General features: G+C 59.9%; 15 protein-coding genes. 6 read left to right on the top strand and 9 right to left on the bottom strand.

The window, feature by feature from the left end; genetic code table 11:
* On the bottom strand, positions 1–2,619 hold a 2,619-nt coding region (metH, locus tag AAC083_RS04130), incomplete at its 3' end, for a methionine synthase (protein ID WP_108535886.1).
* Positions 2,620–2,822: 203 nt separating this feature from the next.
* Here metH and AAC083_RS04125 point away from each other — a divergent pair.
* Both AAC083_RS04125 and AAC083_RS04120 read left to right on the top strand, forming a co-directional pair.
* Positions 2,823–4,100 (top strand): cation:proton antiporter, encoded by a 1,278-nt coding sequence (locus AAC083_RS04125; RefSeq protein WP_108535885.1) that lies wholly within the window; start codon positions 2,823–2,825, stop codon positions 4,098–4,100.
* Positions 4,101–4,566: 466 nt separating this feature from the next.
* Positions 4,567–4,743, top strand: a complete 177-nt coding sequence (locus AAC083_RS04120) for a hypothetical protein (protein ID WP_021139540.1) — start codon at positions 4,567–4,569, stop codon at positions 4,741–4,743.
* A 945-nt stretch (positions 4,744–5,688) separates the two neighbouring features.
* Here the strand turns inward: AAC083_RS04120 and AAC083_RS04115 are convergent.
* Together AAC083_RS04115 and AAC083_RS04110 are read right to left on the bottom strand one after the other, a co-directional pair.
* A complete protein-coding gene (locus AAC083_RS04115; RefSeq protein ID WP_108535883.1) occupies positions 5,689–6,189 on the bottom strand; it encodes a GNAT family N-acetyltransferase in 501 nt (166 codons plus the stop codon).
* Positions 6,190–6,305: 116 nt separating this feature from the next.
* Positions 6,306–7,127: an HDOD domain-containing protein gene (locus AAC083_RS04110; RefSeq protein ID WP_108535882.1), complete on the bottom strand. Its 822-nt coding sequence runs from the start codon at positions 7,125–7,127 to the stop codon at positions 6,306–6,308.
* Positions 7,128–7,302: 175 nt separating this feature from the next.
* Between AAC083_RS04110 and AAC083_RS04105 the strand changes: the two genes are divergently transcribed.
* The gene (locus AAC083_RS04105; RefSeq protein WP_108535881.1) at positions 7,303–7,566 is read left to right on the top strand and encodes a hypothetical protein; all 264 of its coding nucleotides are present in this window, start codon (positions 7,303–7,305) and stop codon (positions 7,564–7,566) included.
* A 181-nt stretch (positions 7,567–7,747) separates the two neighbouring features.
* On the opposite strand, the gene aphA is transcribed toward AAC083_RS04105, so the two are convergent.
* Together aphA and AAC083_RS04095 are read right to left on the bottom strand one after the other, a co-directional pair.
* Positions 7,748–8,467: an acid phosphatase AphA gene (aphA, locus tag AAC083_RS04100; protein WP_108535880.1), complete on the bottom strand. Its 720-nt coding sequence runs from the start codon at positions 8,465–8,467 to the stop codon at positions 7,748–7,750.
* A gap of 105 nt (positions 8,468–8,572) precedes the next feature.
* Positions 8,573–9,247, bottom strand: coding sequence for an ATP-binding protein (locus AAC083_RS04095; protein WP_108535879.1), 675 nt, complete (start codon positions 9,245–9,247; stop codon positions 8,573–8,575).
* A 248-nt stretch (positions 9,248–9,495) separates the two neighbouring features.
* On the opposite strand from AAC083_RS04095, the gene AAC083_RS04090 reads away from it, so the two are divergent.
* The 3 genes from AAC083_RS04090 (at position 9,496) to AAC083_RS04080 (ending at position 12,030) form a co-directional block, all read left to right on the top strand.
* Positions 9,496–10,803, top strand: coding sequence for an MFS transporter (locus AAC083_RS04090; protein WP_108535878.1), 1,308 nt, complete (start codon positions 9,496–9,498; stop codon positions 10,801–10,803).
* A 144-nt stretch (positions 10,804–10,947) separates the two neighbouring features.
* Complete coding sequence (locus AAC083_RS04085; protein ID WP_108535877.1) at positions 10,948–11,664, top strand: MarC family NAAT transporter; 717 nt, start codon at positions 10,948–10,950, stop codon at positions 11,662–11,664.
* Between the two features lie 162 nt (positions 11,665–11,826).
* Positions 11,827–12,030, top strand: coding sequence for a hypothetical protein (locus tag AAC083_RS04080; protein ID WP_042037946.1), 204 nt, complete (start codon positions 11,827–11,829; stop codon positions 12,028–12,030).
* 144 nt (positions 12,031–12,174) lie between these two features.
* On the opposite strand, the gene tldD is transcribed toward AAC083_RS04080, so the two are convergent.
* The 4 genes from tldD to AAC083_RS04060 form a co-directional block, all read right to left on the bottom strand.
* Positions 12,175–13,623, bottom strand: coding sequence for a metalloprotease TldD (tldD, locus tag AAC083_RS04075; RefSeq protein ID WP_181364638.1), 1,449 nt, complete (start codon positions 13,621–13,623; stop codon positions 12,175–12,177).
* Positions 13,624–13,693: 70 nt separating this feature from the next.
* Positions 13,694–14,500 (bottom strand): carbon-nitrogen hydrolase family protein, encoded by an 807-nt coding sequence (locus AAC083_RS04070; RefSeq protein WP_108535874.1) that lies wholly within the window; start codon positions 14,498–14,500, stop codon positions 13,694–13,696.
* Positions 14,501–14,519: 19 nt separating this feature from the next.
* Complete coding sequence (locus AAC083_RS04065) at positions 14,520–15,116, bottom strand: nucleotidyltransferase domain-containing protein (RefSeq protein WP_258224594.1); 597 nt, start codon at positions 15,114–15,116, stop codon at positions 14,520–14,522.
* Positions 15,117–15,153: 37 nt separating this feature from the next.
* The coding region (locus AAC083_RS04060; RefSeq protein ID WP_308810991.1) for a YhdP family protein at positions 15,154–15,933 on the bottom strand (780 nt) is incomplete at its 5' end.

Here is a 15,933-nt window from a genome sequence, read left to right as displayed (position 1 = left end):
CACCCCCACCGCGCGAGAGGCGTTGGAGACATAGACCACGGGCTCCCAGTAGTTCTGCTCTATCTTGACCGCGGTGTGCGCCTTGGAGGTGGTGGCGCCGCCGATCAAGAGCGGCAACTTGAAGCCCTGGCGCTCCATCTCTTTGGCCACGTGTACCATCTCGTCGAGAGACGGTGTGATCAGGCCAGAGAGACCGATGATATCGGCTCCCACTTCCCGCGCCGTCTTGAGGATGGTCTCGCAGGAGACCATGACGCCGAGATCCACGATCTCGTAGTTGTTGCACTGCAGCACAACGCCGACGATGTTCTTGCCGATGTCGTGCACATCCCCCTTCACGGTGGCGAGCACTATCTTGCCGTTGCTGTAGCCGCCCTGTTTTTCGGCTTCGATATAGGGCTGCAGATAGGCCACCGCCCGCTTCATCACCCGCGCCGACTTCACCACCTGGGGCAGGAACATCTTGCCCGCACCGAACAGGTCGCCGACTACGTTCATGCCATCCATCAACGGCCCTTCGATGACGTGCAGCGGCTTCTCGGCGCCGGCCCGCGCCTCTTCGGTATCCTCTTCGATAAAATCTGTGATGCCCTTGACCAGGGCGTGCTCCAGCCGCTTGCCCACCGGCCAGCTGCGCCACTCCTGATCCCGCGGATCCTCGGCTTGGGCACCGGCTCCGCGATACTTCTCGGCGATGGCCAGCAGATCCTCGGTGGCGCTGTCACTCAAGTTGAGCACCACGGCCTCGACCTTGGCCTTCAGCTCGGCCGGAATATCTTCATAGATGGCGAGCTGACCGGCGTTGACTATTCCCATGTCCATGCCGTTCTGAATGGCGTGATAAAGGAAGACCGCGTGAATGGCTTCGCGCACCGGCTCGTTGCCACGAAACGAAAACGAGACGTTGGAGACGCCGCCGGAGATCATGGCGTGGGGCAGATGGGTCTTGATGTCCTTCACCGCCTCGATGAAGTCCACCGCATAGTTGTTGTGCTCGTCGATGCCGGTCGCCACCGCGAAGATGTTGGGGTCGAAGATGATGTCTTCCGGCGGGAAACCGACCTGATCAACCAGGATGCGGTAGGCGCGCTGGCAGATCTCGAACTTGCGGGCACGGGTGTCCGCCTGCCCCACCTCATCAAACGCCATGACGATGACGGCGGCGCCGTAGCGGCGCAGCAGCTTGGCCTGCTGGATGAATTTCTCCTCCCCCTCCTTCATGGAGATGGAGTTGACCACCGGCTTGCCCTGCACGCACTTGAGGCCCGCCTCCAGCACTTCCCACTTGGAGGAGTCGATCATCACGGGCACCCTGGCTATGTCGGGCTCGCCAGCGATGAGGTTCAGGAAGCGCACCATGGCCGCCTCAGCGTCCAGCATCCCCTCGTCCATATTGATGTCGATGATCTGGGCGCCGCTCTCTACCTGCTGCTTGGCCACGTCGAGGGCCTCGTCGTAGAGCCCCTCCTTGATCAGTCGCTTGAACTTGGCCGAGCCGGTGACGTTGGTGCGCTCCCCCACGTTCACGAACATGGAGTCCGCCGTGATAATAAGCGGCTCAAGCCCAGACAGCCGGCAGGCCACCGGCAGCTCGGGCAGGGCGCGCGGCTTGATACCCGCCACGGCGTCGCTCATGGCGCGGATGTGGGTTGGAGTGGTGCCGCAGCAGCCCCCCACCAGATTGAGGAAACCGCTCGAAGCCCACTCGCGGATATGGGCGGCCATCTCGTCGGCATCCAGATCGTACTCACCAAACGCATTGGGCAGACCGGCGTTAGGGTGGGCACTGACGTGAGCCTCGCTGATGCGCGACAGCTCTTCGACATACTGGCGCAACTCATCGGGGCCGAGCGCACAGTTAAGGCCAAACGAGATGGGCTTTACATGACGCAGTGAGTGATAGAAGGCTTCGGTGGTCTGGCCGGAGAGGGTACGGCCAGAAGCATCCGTGATGGTGCCAGAGATCATCACCGGCAGGGCATAGCCCAGCGCCTCGAACACCAGATCCACCGCGAAGGCAGCGGCCTTGGCGTTAAGGGTATCGAAGATGGTCTCGATCAAGATGAGGTCGGCGCCCCCCTCGATCAGGGCGTGAGTCGACTCCGTATACGCAGCCACCAGCTGGTCATAGGTGACGTTGCGCTTGCCGGGATCGTTCACGTCCGGCGAGATGGAGCAAGTGCGGTTGGTGGGGCCCAACACCCCGGCGACAAAGCGCGGTTTGGCCGGGTCTTTGGCCGTCCACTCGTCCGCCACGGCGCGTGCCAGGCGGGCGGCCTCGCGGTTGATCTCGGCGGAGAAGGCCTCCATTTCGTAATCGGCCATGGCGATGCGGGTAGCGTTGAAGGTGTTGGTCTCGAGGATGTCGGCCCCGGCGGCACAATACTGATCGTGGATCTCACGAATGATCCCGGGCCGGGTCAGCACCAGCAGGTCGTTGTTACCCTTGATGTCGGTATGCCAGTCGGCAAACCGCTCACCGCGATAATCCGTCTCGCCCAGCTTGTAGCCCTGGATCATGGTGCCCATGGCCCCATCGATGATCAGGATCCGTTCCTTGAGACAGGATTCCAGCCTCTTCTTTATGTCCGACTTTTTATTCGACTCTATGCTCGACACCGCTCGTTCCTCTTACATCCATGCAACTGCGTGAACTTCATCCTAGCAGCAAACAAATCAAATGGAAATCTAGCCGTCTATCTGTCCGTAATCTCGCTGCATATACTCACAAATAGGTAATGAGTAACATGTGACCCCAGAGTACCCTATGCCCGTCCTCAATAGGGGTACGTGCTTGCTGTTTACTAAAGAGAAAAATAACTATGAGCGTCTACTACACACTCTGCTTCCTGGCAGCGTTGGCGATCTTCATCGCCTTTGCCAATCAGTATGTTGTGAAGATCCAGACCACCATCGCCATCACCGCCGGATCCATGCTGATCTCCGCGCTGCTGGTGCTGTTCGGTAAGCTGGGCTGGTTCAATCTCGAACCCCTGGCCGTCAAAACCATGGAGAGCATAGATTTCCAGAATTTCCTGCTGAAGGGGATCTTGGGCTTCCTGCTGTTCGCCGGTGGTCTCGGCATCAACCTGAAGGCATTGCGTAGCCAGAAGTGGGAAATCACCACTCTTTCCATCGTGGCGACCCTGCTCTCTACCTTACTCATCGGCTACGGCTTCTGGTTCATCGCCAAGCTGCTGGGCTGGGAGCTGCCGCTGGTCTACTGCATGTTGTTCGGGGCCCTGATCTCCCCCACCGACCCCATCGCCGTGCTGGCCATCGTCAAGAAGATGAAGGCGCCCCCCCAGATCGCCATCCAGATCGAAGGGGAATCCCTGTTCAACGACGGTGTCGGTCTGGTGATCTTCGCCACCGTGTTTGCCGTCGCCTTTGGCGGGGTGGAACCCACCTTCGGCAGCGTGGCCGGCCTGTTCCTGCATGAAGCCCTCGGCGGCATACTGTTCGGCGCCGTGCTGGGCCTCATCGCCCACGTGATGATCAGCGCCACCGATGACGGCTCCCTGGAGCTGCTGCTGACCCTGTGCATCCCGACTGCCGGCTTTGCGCTGGCCAACATGATCGGCGTCTCCGGCGCCCTGGCCATGGTGGTCACCGGTATCATGATCGGCAACTGGACCCGTCACTCCGGCTTCTCCGAGCAGAGCCGCCATCACCTGGATCACTTCTGGGAGTTGATGGACCAGTTCCTCAACGCCCTGCTGTTCCTGCTGATCGGTCTGGCGCTGGTGTTGCTGGAGCTCGCCTGGCAAGACTGGATCCTGCTGGTCATCGCGGTTCCCCTCTGTCTGGCCGCCCGCTTCATCAGCGTGTCGCTGCCCTACATGGCTTTCCGCAAATTCCGCAACTACAACACCTTCTCGGTGCGGATCCTCACCTGGGGCGGTCTGCGCGGTGGTCTGGCCATGGCCATGGCGCTGGCACTGCCTTCCGGTGTCATGATGATACCCGAGCACAACGTCGATCTGCGTCAGGTCATACTGGTGATGACCTACTCGGTGGTGATGTTCTCCATCGTGGTGCAGGGCATGACCATTACACCTATGATCACCGCCGCCAAGAAGGCCTGCGGCGACTACTGAGTCACCCGCTGATCACTGTTGGCACCATTCAAAAGGGCTCCCGACGGGAGCCCTTTTTGTGACTGGCGATACAGAAAAAAACGGATTTGATACAAAACCACCAAATAATTGTTTGCTTTTTATTCATATCGAGGAGAGAATGCGCGCCGGCTAGTTAATCAGCCCTGTTTATGTTCGCAATGCTTCAACGTTAGATGAATCCTGCCAGTACCTACATAACCTTCCTCTGATTTACTCGCCTTGAGAACCGTCAGGCTGTCTGCCTGCGTTGCCCGGCTCTCACGGTGCAGACCCGATCTGCCCACCCAATTTGATTTATGCATCAGCATATTCCTTGACAGTGCAGACGCCCGTGACTCGGGCTGGGTATTCCTGCGCGCTTGTCGACCCCACCGGTTGACCGCGCCCACTAACCTGAAATTTGCAAAAACAAGGAGCAAACACTTAATTTATATAGAGAAATACAATGATGAAAACCATACATACACACAAGCCCCTGCGTCGTAGCAAGCCCATCAACCTGCCTGTGCAAGAGCAGGATTCCGATGCGTTTCTGATCCAGTTCAGCACCCGCTTCAGCGGCGGTTTCGCCATCTCCTGTGATGGTATCGCTGGCGAGTTCTCCATCGAAGACCTCAACTGATCCTGCCTGCCAAGCGGCAGCGCCCGATGCAGACAGGCCGCAACTCACGGCGGCCTCCTTGCTGCTTGGTCACCACCCAAGTGACCACCATCAAGGCAACATCAGCTGATACCAGCGCAAGGTTGCCACTGACCTGACCTCCCCTGCCCCGCACGCCTCAGCAGATCAAGCCCACAATCTGCAACATGTCCAGTAGCTCCATTCAAGTCGCAGTGGCAAGATAAGACTCTGTTTTATCTCGCACTGATCACCCCGAAACGATAGCCGGCCATAAAGCCATGATGCCTGTGCACTCAAGGTGTCGCAGGGCAATGGCAAGCGCCAGACCCGCACCATCAAGACCCTGGATTCGGATTACTTTACGAAAGAGTGAGCATGCCCAAGCGCAGCAACTTCTATGTCCTGAAGGCCCATGACCCATTCTGCCAAGGCTGGTGCAAGGGGCTGAACGGACATTCTCCGCCGATCCCGCAGGTTTGATCAGCGCTTTGTCAGCGACATTGAGCCCCTCGAACGTCAGCAGTGTGCGTTGATTTTTCAGCTTTGCCAAGGGGCTGCAACTGGCCAGCCAGGGGCGGGTTCAGCAAACCAGCGACTCCCCAAACCATCACGATACGCTGGTGCAATTTTATCTTGAGCTGGGAAGGGGGCAGGATGCCTGTGATTGGGTGGCAAACCACAGGATCCCCCCCCTCTTGCTGACGCTGGCCGGGCAGATCTTGCCAAGCAATCCTGTGCTGGGGATGGACACTACGTCCGGACGGCAGGCTGCTATGTGGATGAGGGCCATAACGACGGCTATCAGGCGGATTGCCAATGGGATAATCATGCTGATTCCTCATATTATTCAGTCTGTTGCTGCATCAGCCCATGGCTTTCAGAGAGACGATGATGGAGCACGGATTATCAGCGCCAATGCCTGCCAGCAACCACTATAAAAGGCTTTCAAGCCTGTTCCAGCAGCAGACACTCGTCAGCATCCTCACTCAGCTTGACCAGACGACTGCGCACCAGCCCCAGCTTGGCCAGCAGTGCCACCGATCGCTCGTTGCCCGGCGTGACGATGGCGACCACTTGCCCAATCCCCAACCGGTTTTTGCCATCGGCAAGGGCGGCCTGCGCCGCTTCTATGCCGTAACCCTGACCTCGATATTGCGGCAGGAAGGCATAACCGATATCGACCTGATCCAGGGTATCGCGCTTGATCAAACCGCAGATACCGAGGCTGGCACCATCCTCCTTGCGCACCACCAGATAGAGCCCGTGACCATAACGGGCATAGCTGACGGCAGGCCCCTGCTGGATGTAGTTTTCGGCGTCGAGCAGGGTACGTATGCCCCGGTCCCCTATATAGCGATGAAAGTCGGGATCGTTAAGCAATGCGAGAATGAAGGGGGCATCGGCCAGGGTCAGTTCGCGCAGCAGCAAGCGCTCGGAGAGGATCATGGCAAGGACTCTTTCAGCAAAAAAGGCCCTCAAGACTGCCCCTGCTCCGCCTCGTTGGCAAGGTAAACCCCATGAAAAAGGGCCGCAGTGCGACCCCGATAGCAAGATGAGCGGACTCAGGCCGCCAGCAGGCCCGCATAACCATTGCCCTGCTCGCGCAAGGCCATGAACACGGCGGCACAATCCGGCCAGGCCAGACCGAGTCGATCGGCCACCTGAGTCGGCCACTCGGGGGGCGCCTCCTCCCCCACATCCGATTGCGCCGCCAACACTATGCCCAGGTGGATAAGCGCAGCCTCGGCAGAGAACTCTTTGGCCAGCAAGGGGTTGTAGTGATACTCCACCGCGTGGCAGATGCTGAGGGGAAATTGCCAGCGCCTGGCCATCTCCGCCCCGGTCTGGGCATAGTTGAAGCCGACCACCAGCTCCTCGGCCTTGGCGCGCCCCTTGCTCGGCTCCAGATCCTTGATGTGGTTTACCATGTTCTCCGGCAATCCTACATGCATGATGAGTCGCCCCATGTCATAGAGCAGGGCGCAGGTGAACACCTCCTCCCCCTTCATACCCTTGAGCTTGGCGAGCCGTCTGGCCAGCTCCGCCACGTCGAACACCTTTCCCCAGAAGTGTTTGAGGTCGATGCCGGGCACCGCATTGATGGAGCCTGTCAGGCCGCACGCCAGCACCATGTTGCGCACCACATCGACCCCGAGTCGCACGACCGCTTCGTTGACGGTGCCGACCTGGCGACTGCCGCCAAACTTGGCGGAATTGGCCAGCCGCAGCAGCTTGGCTGAAATGACGGGATCCTTGTTGATCTTCTTGGCGATCAATAGGATATCCGGGTCTTTCTCACTGAAGGTCTGCACCAGATCACGCATGACTTCGGGCACATTGGGCAGATTTTGGGGCTTGGATAATAGCGAGTCTATGGTGGGCATCTTGATATCCGTCCATACAATTTTATGATGGTTTTCGTTTGCCGACAGCAAACCCTCAGTAAGTATGGGTAACAAAAAGCAGCCTCACGAAAATGTTTTTATCGATATATTTCAATGTGTTAATAGCATTGTGGCTATACTGGCCCCCTTTAATGGCATGACGAGGAAGTTGAGCATGAGCGAACCCACCGAGTTCTTTGACGAACAGACCCTGCTGGAAATGGTCGACAACCAGCTGATCGATGGCCACCCGTTGCAGGTCAAGGCAACCCTGATGCGACTGGTGATGAAGGGCACCCCACGGGAAGAGGCTCTGCAATACATCGCCTGCGCCCTCGGCGCCGAGCTGATGGCGATGGAAGCCGAACAGAGTGCCTTCAACCTTGAGCGTTACGCTCAGTTTCTGGACTCCCTGCCCGAGATGCCCTGGGCCGAATAAGTACCTCAGCCCGGCTAATCGCACCGGCTACATAGGCCTCTCTTTCTATCAGGAGATGCGCGGCAAGCCTGGAGCAGACGGCAAACCCGCCAGCGGCAATACCTTGGTCGCCCGCCAGGTACCCGAAAAAAGGGCCGGATCCTGACAGGATCCGGCCCTTTTGCCACCCAACAGACGGCGTTCAGAACTGGGAGTTGACGATTACCTCTTCCCCCAACGCGCCCGCCAGCGGCAGCGGCCGATAGGTAGAGTTGGCTGCCCGCAGCAGGCGTATGGCACGCACACCCACGGCCTGCGCCGCCTTGATATCCCCATCCGCATCGCCGTAGAAGATCTTCATCTGCTTATCCTTGAGCCACTGCACCTTGGTGTTCTGACCCGGTTCATCACCGGCGAAGATCACCGGATTGAGCCGCTCGGTCGGGATCCCCATGGTCTGCTGCAGCGTCTGGCTCACCGTCTCGGTCCTGGTGGCCGAGCGACCGGTGACGAAATAGATGTGATCGCCGCGTTTGAGGTGCATGGCGATGAGCGCTTTGCCCACCTCTTTGGGCACACTGAACGCATCCCAGCCGTTGTTCATCTTCTCCCAGAAGGCGGGATTCTTGAGATAACTCTCATCCTTGGGCGAGAACTCCTGCTTGCCGCGATAGAAGCCCGGGCTGGAGAAGAGCAGGGTATCGTCGATATCGAAGCCGACCGCCATCGGCGGCAGGCCATCCAGACTGGCGGCAATCTGCACCACCGACACCCAGTGAATGGGAGCCTGCTGGGCGAGGGTGACTGTGGTGACACCGGCAGCAACAGGCTGAACGATCGCAGCGTCACCAGCCAGGGCAGGCAGAGAGAGCGCAGCCGCCAATAAGGAGGCAAGCAGCGCCGGGCGAGAGAAGTGTGTCATAAGAAGGAGTCATCATCTGCAATCAAAAGAGGGGTCAATGGTGCCCCCATCCAATCCCTCAAACTGTGAATGCTCCAGCAAAAGGGAGCATTTGACGCCTGAACATTAATCTTCGATGGGTAGCAGATCGGTAAAGACAAAGCCGTCTCGCTGCACGGTTTCCCCTACCCGGATCCCGAGCGGACGGGAGAACATGGGGCCATCCCAGGCCAAGGTATGAAACTCGCCATTCTCACCGCAGGGATCCACCCCGGTGGGCAGGACGGCCAGCAAGGCGGGATCAAACGCGTGGCCGCCCAGGCTGGCATCCAGTTTTTTCGGGTCCAGGGAGCTTATCCTGGCCTTCAGGCCAGCCGCCATCATCTGCTGCGCCAGCTCGCCCGTGTCGCTGCCCCACAGTGGAAACAGCGGCTCAATGCCCGTTCCCACCAGCTGTTTCTCCCGATAAGCGCGCACATCCTCGAGGAAGAGGTCGCCAAACGCCATGTGGCGGATCCCCTGCGCCACCACGCCCGCGATGAACTCGGTCATGATACGGGCGTAGTCCTCATTGGTGCAGGGCCAGGGCAAATCTATGGTGGTCAGCGGCAAGCCAACGCACTCGGCCTGCTGCATCAGCAACTGCTTGCGCACTCCGTGCATGGCCACCCGCTCGAAAGCCTGATTGAGCGTGGTAAACAAACCCACCACCTCGATGGTCGGATCCTGCCGCAATGTGTGCAGCGCCCAGGCGCTGTCCTTACCGCTGCTCCAGGAGAGCAGCACCTTGGTTTTCGTCATGATTTATCCCGTTGTCTTGTGCCCGGAAACTGGCTGAGTCCCCGGGTATCATCGTTGTTACTCACCCTGGGAGCAGGATCCCGGGTGTGGGCCCGGTTCCCCAGCCTCGCGGCACCAAAAAGCTGCAAGACAGTGTTGCGAATTACGCGATTTACACACCAGAGGCGGGCAGCATACTCTCGATAACCTGTATATGCCCCTTGCCCGGGGCGACAATAACTAAAAAAACCGATGGGAAACATACGGATATGACGACAACCGCACAACAACACGATCACGCCCGCCCCCTCAATCGACAGGATTACAAGACCCTGAGTCTGGCCGCCCTCGGCGGTGCACTGGAGTTTTACGACTTCATCATCTTCGTCTTCTTCGCCGTGGTGATTGGCGAGCTGTTCTTCCCGGCCGACATTCCCGAGTGGCTGCGCCAGTTCCAGACGTTCGGCATCTTCGCCGCTGGCTATCTGGCGCGCCCCCTTGGCGGCATTATCATGGCCCACTTCGGCGATCTCATCGGCCGCAAGCGCATGTTTACCCTCAGCATATTGCTGATGGCACTGCCTACCCTGCTGATCGGCCTGCTTCCCACCTACGCCGTGTTGGGTATAGGTGCACCGCTGGCCCTGCTGGGTCTGCGTATCCTGCAGGGAGCCGCCATCGGTGGTGAAGTGCCGGGTGCCTGGGTGTTCGTGGCAGAGCACGTGCCCGCCCACCGGGTCGGGCTCGCCTGTGGCACCCTGACCGCCGGGCTGACGGCCGGCATACTGCTGGGTTCCCTCATCGCTACCGCAGTCAACAAGAGCCTGACCCCGGCCGAGGTGAGTGACTGGGGCTGGCGTGTTCCCTTCCTGCTCGGTGGCATCTTCGGCATCGTCGCCATGTACCTGCGCCGCTGGCTACACGAGACACCTGTTTTCGCCGAGATGCAGGCCAACAAGGCCCTGGCAGAAGAGCTGCCGCTCAAAACTGTGCTGCGCAACCACAAGGGCAGCGTGGTGATCTCCATGCTGCTGACCTGGTTGCTCTCCGCCGGCATCGTCGTGGTGATCCTGATGACCCCCACCTACCTGCAGAAAGTACATGGCATCAGCCCCGCCGATGCGCTGACAGCCAACTCCCTGGCCATCCTGGCCCTGACACTGGGCTGCATCCTCTATGGCCGACTGATCGATGCCATCGGCAGTGGTCCCACCTTCATGCTGGGCTCCCTGTTGCTGGCAGGCGCCAGCTACGCCTTCTACCATGGCCTGGCAGCGGGCACAGATCTGCTGGTGCCGCTCTACATGCTGGCGGGCTTCGCGGTCGGGATCGTTGGCGCCGTGCCCTACGTCATGGTCAACGCCTTCCCGGCTGTGGTGCGCTTCTCCGGCTTATCGTTCTCCTACAACGTGGCCTACGCCATCTTCGGTGGCCTCACCCCCATGCTGGTCACCCTGTGGATGAAGAACGACATGCTGGCCCCCTCCCACTATGTGGTGAGCCTGTCGGCACTGGGCTTTGCCATTGGCCTGCTACTCTGGCTGCAACAGCGGCATAAGGCGCCACAAGCGGCCTGAACCACCCAAGAGCCCCGCAGACCTTAGGGGCTTTTTAATTCGGCATATGTTCAGCTTGGCCGACATAAGCTAGCCTCCCTACCGGGTCTGGTGACTGACCAGCCCGGGACTATCCCTTTCAATTTCTGTTATTCGAGGCTAAAGATGTTCTTTCAAGTCGTATTTCTCGCCTTGCTTGCCCTGCTGCCCATGGTCAATCCGCCTACCACGGCCACCCTGCTGCTGGGGCTGAGCAAGGGCATGTCCCGTGAGCACGTTCGCCGCCAGATCAATCTGGCCGCCATCTATCTGTTCTGCACCCTCTGCGTCAGCTTCTTCATCGGCTCCTCCATCCTGGATCTGTTCGGGATCTCCATTCCCGGCCTGCGCCTGGCAGGGGGGCTCATCATCGCCTTCATCGGCTTTCGCATGCTGTTTCCGGCCCCGAACCAGGAGGCAGAGGTCGATATCAACCAGAACATCGCCTTCGTACCGCTGACCATGCCCAGCATGTGCGGGCCGGGTACCATGGCGCTGGTGATCAGCGGCGCCGCCCAGATCGCCGAGCTGCCCGACGAGTACAACCGTTTCACCATCTATGCCGCCACAGTGACCGCCTTCGCCCTGATGAGCATATTCAGCTGGGGCGTGCTCAAGCTGGCGGATCCTGTCTGCAAGATCCTCGGCGCCACCGGCATAGACGCCATGACCCGGCTCATGGGCTTCCTGCTGGTGTGCATGGGTATGCAGTTCTGCATCAACGGCATCAAAGAGGTGGCGCAGGATCCCGTGTTCCACGGCGCCCCTGCAGCACAAACCGCCCAGGCATTGCCACATGTGTCCAGTGCATTTGAACAATTGGAGGATGCCCGTCGGCCTTGACTGACAACGGTGTCATAACCTCCGGCAATCGTCACTGATCTTGCGCCTGATCATGCTACTGACACACAAATGAGTTAGTGTGATTTTCGTACAGACTCAATTCAGAGTGTGCTTGATAGGTTTGTGGGTGAAGACACCCACTCACTAGCAGGAGATGTGCAAATGGAAAAGATGCTGACCGAGATTGGAAGCTACAGCCTGTTTCATGAATATCTGAATGTGGTCGGTGCAGCCAGCCCCGTCCTGGCCAGGATAAAAACACGGTGGGAGTACAAGCAGAGCGATCGTCTGATTGCCCAGATCAGGGTCGATCCACAAGGCAATGCGCGATTTTACATAGACGCCAGAGCCATATCGGTCAATTGACCCAGCCCCCCTATCCAGCAGCCCCGGCCATGTGCCGGGGCTTTTTGTTGGTTGCCGTCTGCCTGAATGACAAAACCCCGGCAGGAGCCGGGGTGTGATGTGGCAGATGCCGCGTCGGGTTACGCGCGCCGCGGTTGACCCAACCTAGGAGGTGCCACCCACGGTGAGCTGGTCCAGTTTGAGGGTGGGCTGGCCGACCCCGACTGGAATACTCTGCCCCTCCTTGCCGCAGACGCCGACACCGCGATCGAGGGCGAGGTCGCTACCCACCATGGAGACCTGACTCATCGCCTCGGGGCCATTGCCGATCAGCGTCGCCCCCTTGATGGGAGTGGTGATCTTGCCATCCTCGATGAGGTAGGCCTCGGAGGCGGAGAAGACGAACTTGCCAGAGGTGATGTCCACCTGGCCGCCGCCGAAGTTGGGGGCATAGATGCCTTTCTTCACCGAGGCGATGATCTCGGCCGGATCATACTGACCCGCCAGCATGTAAGTATTGGTCATGCGCGGCATCGGCAGGGCAGCGTAGGATTCGCGGCGGCCATTGCCGGTGAGCGGCACGCCCATCAGGCGGGCATTCTGCTTGTCTTGCAGATAGCCCTTGAGGATGCCGTTCTCGATCAGCACGTTGTAGCCGCCCGGCGTCCCTTCGTCATCTATGCTGACGGAGCCCCGCCGCCCCGGCAGGGTGCCGTCGTCGACGATGGTGCAGTGTTTGGAGGCAACCTGCTCGCCGATGCGGCCAGCGAAAGCGGAAGAGCCCTTGCGGTTGAAATCCCCCTCCAGACCATGGCCCACCGCCTCGTGCAGCAGCACGCCGGGCCAGCCGGCACCGAGCACCACCGGCATGGTACCGGCCGGTGCATCGATGGCTTCGAGGTTCACCAGCGCCTGGCGCACCGCTTCACGGACATAACCGAAGGCGCGACTCTCCAGCCCATCCAGCTCAAGGAACCAGTCGTAACCGAAGCGGCCACCACCACCGGCACTGCCACGCTCGCGGCGATCCCCCTTCTCGGCGATGACGGTCACCGACAAGCGAACCAGCGGGCGCACATCGGCGGCGAGCGTGCCATCGGTGGCAGCCACCAGTATCTCTTCATAGACACCGCTGATGGAGGCCATCACCTGATTGATGGCAGGATCCAGGCTGCGGGCAAACTTGTCCATCTGCTCCAGCAGGGCGATCTTCTGGTGCTTGTCGAGGGTCTGCAGCGGATCCATGGCCGGATAGAGCAGGTTGGCCTCTGTGCGGGCCCAGGCCTTCACCTTGCCCTGCGCCCCGGCAGCGGCGATGCCACGGGCGGCGGTCACCGACTGTTGCAGTGCCAGCAGGCTCAGCTCGTCCGAGTAGGCAAAGCCGGTCTTCTCGCCGCTGACTGCGCGCACCCCGACCCCCTGATCGATGTTGTAGCTGCCATCCTTGACGATGCCATCTTCCAGCATCCAGGACTCGTGCCAGCTGCGCTGGAAATAGAGGTCACCGAACTCCACCTGATGGCTCATCAGACTGCCGAGCAACTGCTGCAGGCGACCTTCGTCGAGATCGTGCGGGGCCAACAGGGAGGCACTAACCTGGCTCAATAGACTCAATCTTCTTCTCCACTCTCGTAACGAGATGTTTTAAATCGTCTTGCCGACGGGTTGGCAACAAGCCACACCATCACAACAAACGGGCATGGGCCAGCACCGGCATGGTGCGTTTCAATTCGTCGACAAGCCCGGCATCCATCTGTGCCAGCACGGTGGCGCGGCCCGATGGTTGGCAGGCCAGCACCCGACCCCAGGGGTCGATCACCATGCTGTGGCCCCAGGTCTGGCGCCCCGTCTCGTGGGTACCACCCTGATTAGCGGCCACCACATAGCACTGGTTTTCGATAGCACGGGCCCGCAGCAACGGTTCCCAGTGCGCCTCGCCGGTCACGGCAGTAAAGGCGGCAGGCACCAGCAGCACGCGGGCTCCAGCCCGGGTCAGCTGGCGGTAGAGCTCGGGAAAGCGCAGATCATAACAGATAGAGAGGCCGAGGGGACCAAAGGGGGAGTCCACCAGTACGCACTCCTGGCCTGGACTGAACGTCTCCGACTCCCGGTAGCGGCCCTGATTGTCGGCCACATCCACATCGAACAGGTGGATCTTGTGGTAGTGCCCCTTGAGATCCCCACTCGGGTCGAACACCAGCGAGCTGGTGTGAATATGCGCTGCACCTGCGATGGTAGTCGGCATAGCCCCGGCCACCAGCCAGATGCCATAGTCGCGGGCCCACTCGGCCAGCTGCTGCTGGATGGGGCCAGCACCGATCGCCTCGGCACCATCCAGATAGCCATGCCGCTCACCAAACAGGGCGAAGTTCTCCGGTAGCAGCACCAGCAGTGGCCGCTCGATTGGCAGCGCCGCCAGCTCGGCGGCAATCTGCTCCCGGTTATCCTGCCAGCTGCGGCCTGATATCAGTTGTATGGCGGCTAACCACATGACGCTCTCCTTGTCCGCGTTAAGCGCGATCCACAATATTCGGGTCTTTATCCATCTCGGCCAACAGTTTACGCAGATGATGCCTGACCAATCCACGCTGGCCCCGTTCAGCCCACTTTAGACAATCGAACAGCTCCCACACCAGCCCATCCCCTTCGGCCATATAGGCGGGAAAGTCCCAATGGCTGGGCGCCGGGCCGTCTACCTCCAGCGCATGAATGCAGGAGGTTTTATCGAACAGCGGCAGATATGGGCGAGCCAGAGGGAATTCTGCGTTCACATCGATCAGATCGATCTCGATGCTGGTGAAATCATAAAAGATATAACGCCAGTAGTAGCCCTCATTGCCATGCGCCCCCTGCCAACAGTGAAACACCTCTCTGCCCGCCAGAAACCGATCAATGCAGGGCTGCCCATCACGATGAAAACCAGGTTCCACCATGAACAGCACATCCACATCAGAAACCCGATCGGCCTTGCCCTTGGCCAAAGAGCCGACCACTACCGCAGCCAGCACCTCGACTCTGGGTTCAAAACACGCCACTACCGCCTGCACCAATGTCCGCTGCAACGGCGGTATGGCAAGCAAGTCCATCTGGTCATCACTTCCTGTCATGGCTCACTCCTTGTGATGGCAAGACCCACCACCAGCCTCAGCGCTGGGTGGGCCCCGCCTGTTTTGGGGTCAGCAGTAAGGGGGTGACTTCCTGCGTCGGCAGAGTGGGTGTCACCGAATCGACCGCCTCTTTCTGCTGCTGGTTGAGCTTGATACGAGCCCTGTCCCGCCCCGCTTCGATCAACTTGGGAGCATCCAGCGGACCCGAGACCCGAAAATCGATGCGGGTCACCACGTCCACTACGGGCTCCAGCAGCTTGGAGAGGGCCAGCACATAGAGGCCGGTGATCGGGGTCAGGGAGAAAGCCGCCAGAACCGGCAGGGTGCCGCCCAGGTTGGGAGAGAAGCTCAGCTCGTAGTCGAGCCGCCAGCGCACCAGATCGGCAATCCCCTCACCGCGCAGGTTGCCCGCCGCCCCCTTCATGTAGAAGTCATCATTGCTGACCTGCCCCTGCTTGATGGTGGCGGAGGCGGACATGGATTCGAAATAGAAGCCCTTGTCGAACACATCGCGAAAATCGAGCCGCAGCTTGCGCAGCAGGGAATCGAGACTGAGCAGGGAGAGCAGCCGCGCCCCTTTGTCGTTGACCTCGCGCAGAGTTCCCCCCTCCAGCTGATAGTTGGCACTGCCGGCCAGGGTCGACACATCCAGCCGATAGGGCACATCGTTCCAGTTCAGATCCAGCGCCATCTTGCCGGGTGCATCGCCGATGGGCGAGGTATAGCCGAGCCGCTTGAGCAGCAGCTCGCTGTTGTTGCTGTGTATGTTGGCTCGGGCATGGGTTTGCATCCGGCCTGGCTGGGCAAGCCAGTACAC

It is taken from the genome of Aeromonas sp. HMWF014 (assembly GCF_963878295.1).
In the GTDB taxonomy this organism is placed as follows: domain Bacteria; phylum Pseudomonadota; class Gammaproteobacteria; order Enterobacterales; family Aeromonadaceae; genus Aeromonas; species Aeromonas popoffii.
The sequence above is the reverse complement of the archived record's forward strand: the minus strand, read 5'-3'. Positions and strand labels throughout refer to the sequence as shown.

Bases quoted from the DNA above. Each gene is read 5' to 3' on its own strand.
- AAC083_RS04125 (WP_108535885.1), top strand. From the start codon at position 2,823: ATGAGCGTCTACTACACACTCTGCTTCCTGGCAGCGTTGGCGATCTTC.
- AAC083_RS04120 (WP_021139540.1), top strand. From the start codon at position 4,567: ATGATGAAAACCATACATACACACAAGCCCCTGCGTCGTAGCAAGCCC.
- AAC083_RS04115 (WP_108535883.1), bottom strand. From the start codon at position 6,189: ATGATCCTCTCCGAGCGCTTGCTGCTGCGCGAACTGACCCTGGCCGAT.
- AAC083_RS04110 (WP_108535882.1), bottom strand. From the start codon at position 7,127: ATGCCCACCATAGACTCGCTATTATCCAAGCCCCAAAATCTGCCCAAT.
- AAC083_RS04105 (WP_108535881.1), top strand. From the start codon at position 7,303: ATGAGCGAACCCACCGAGTTCTTTGACGAACAGACCCTGCTGGAAATG.
- aphA (WP_108535880.1), bottom strand. From the start codon at position 8,467: ATGACACACTTCTCTCGCCCGGCGCTGCTTGCCTCCTTATTGGCGGCT.
- AAC083_RS04095 (WP_108535879.1), bottom strand. From the start codon at position 9,247: ATGACGAAAACCAAGGTGCTGCTCTCCTGGAGCAGCGGTAAGGACAGC.
- AAC083_RS04090 (WP_108535878.1), top strand. From the start codon at position 9,496: ATGACGACAACCGCACAACAACACGATCACGCCCGCCCCCTCAATCGA.
- AAC083_RS04085 (WP_108535877.1), top strand. From the start codon at position 10,948: ATGTTCTTTCAAGTCGTATTTCTCGCCTTGCTTGCCCTGCTGCCCATG.
- AAC083_RS04080 (WP_042037946.1), top strand. From the start codon at position 11,827: ATGGAAAAGATGCTGACCGAGATTGGAAGCTACAGCCTGTTTCATGAA.
- AAC083_RS04070 (WP_108535874.1), bottom strand. From the start codon at position 14,500: ATGTGGTTAGCCGCCATACAACTGATATCAGGCCGCAGCTGGCAGGAT.
- AAC083_RS04065 (WP_258224594.1), bottom strand. From the start codon at position 15,116: ATGACAGGAAGTGATGACCAGATGGACTTGCTTGCCATACCGCCGTTG.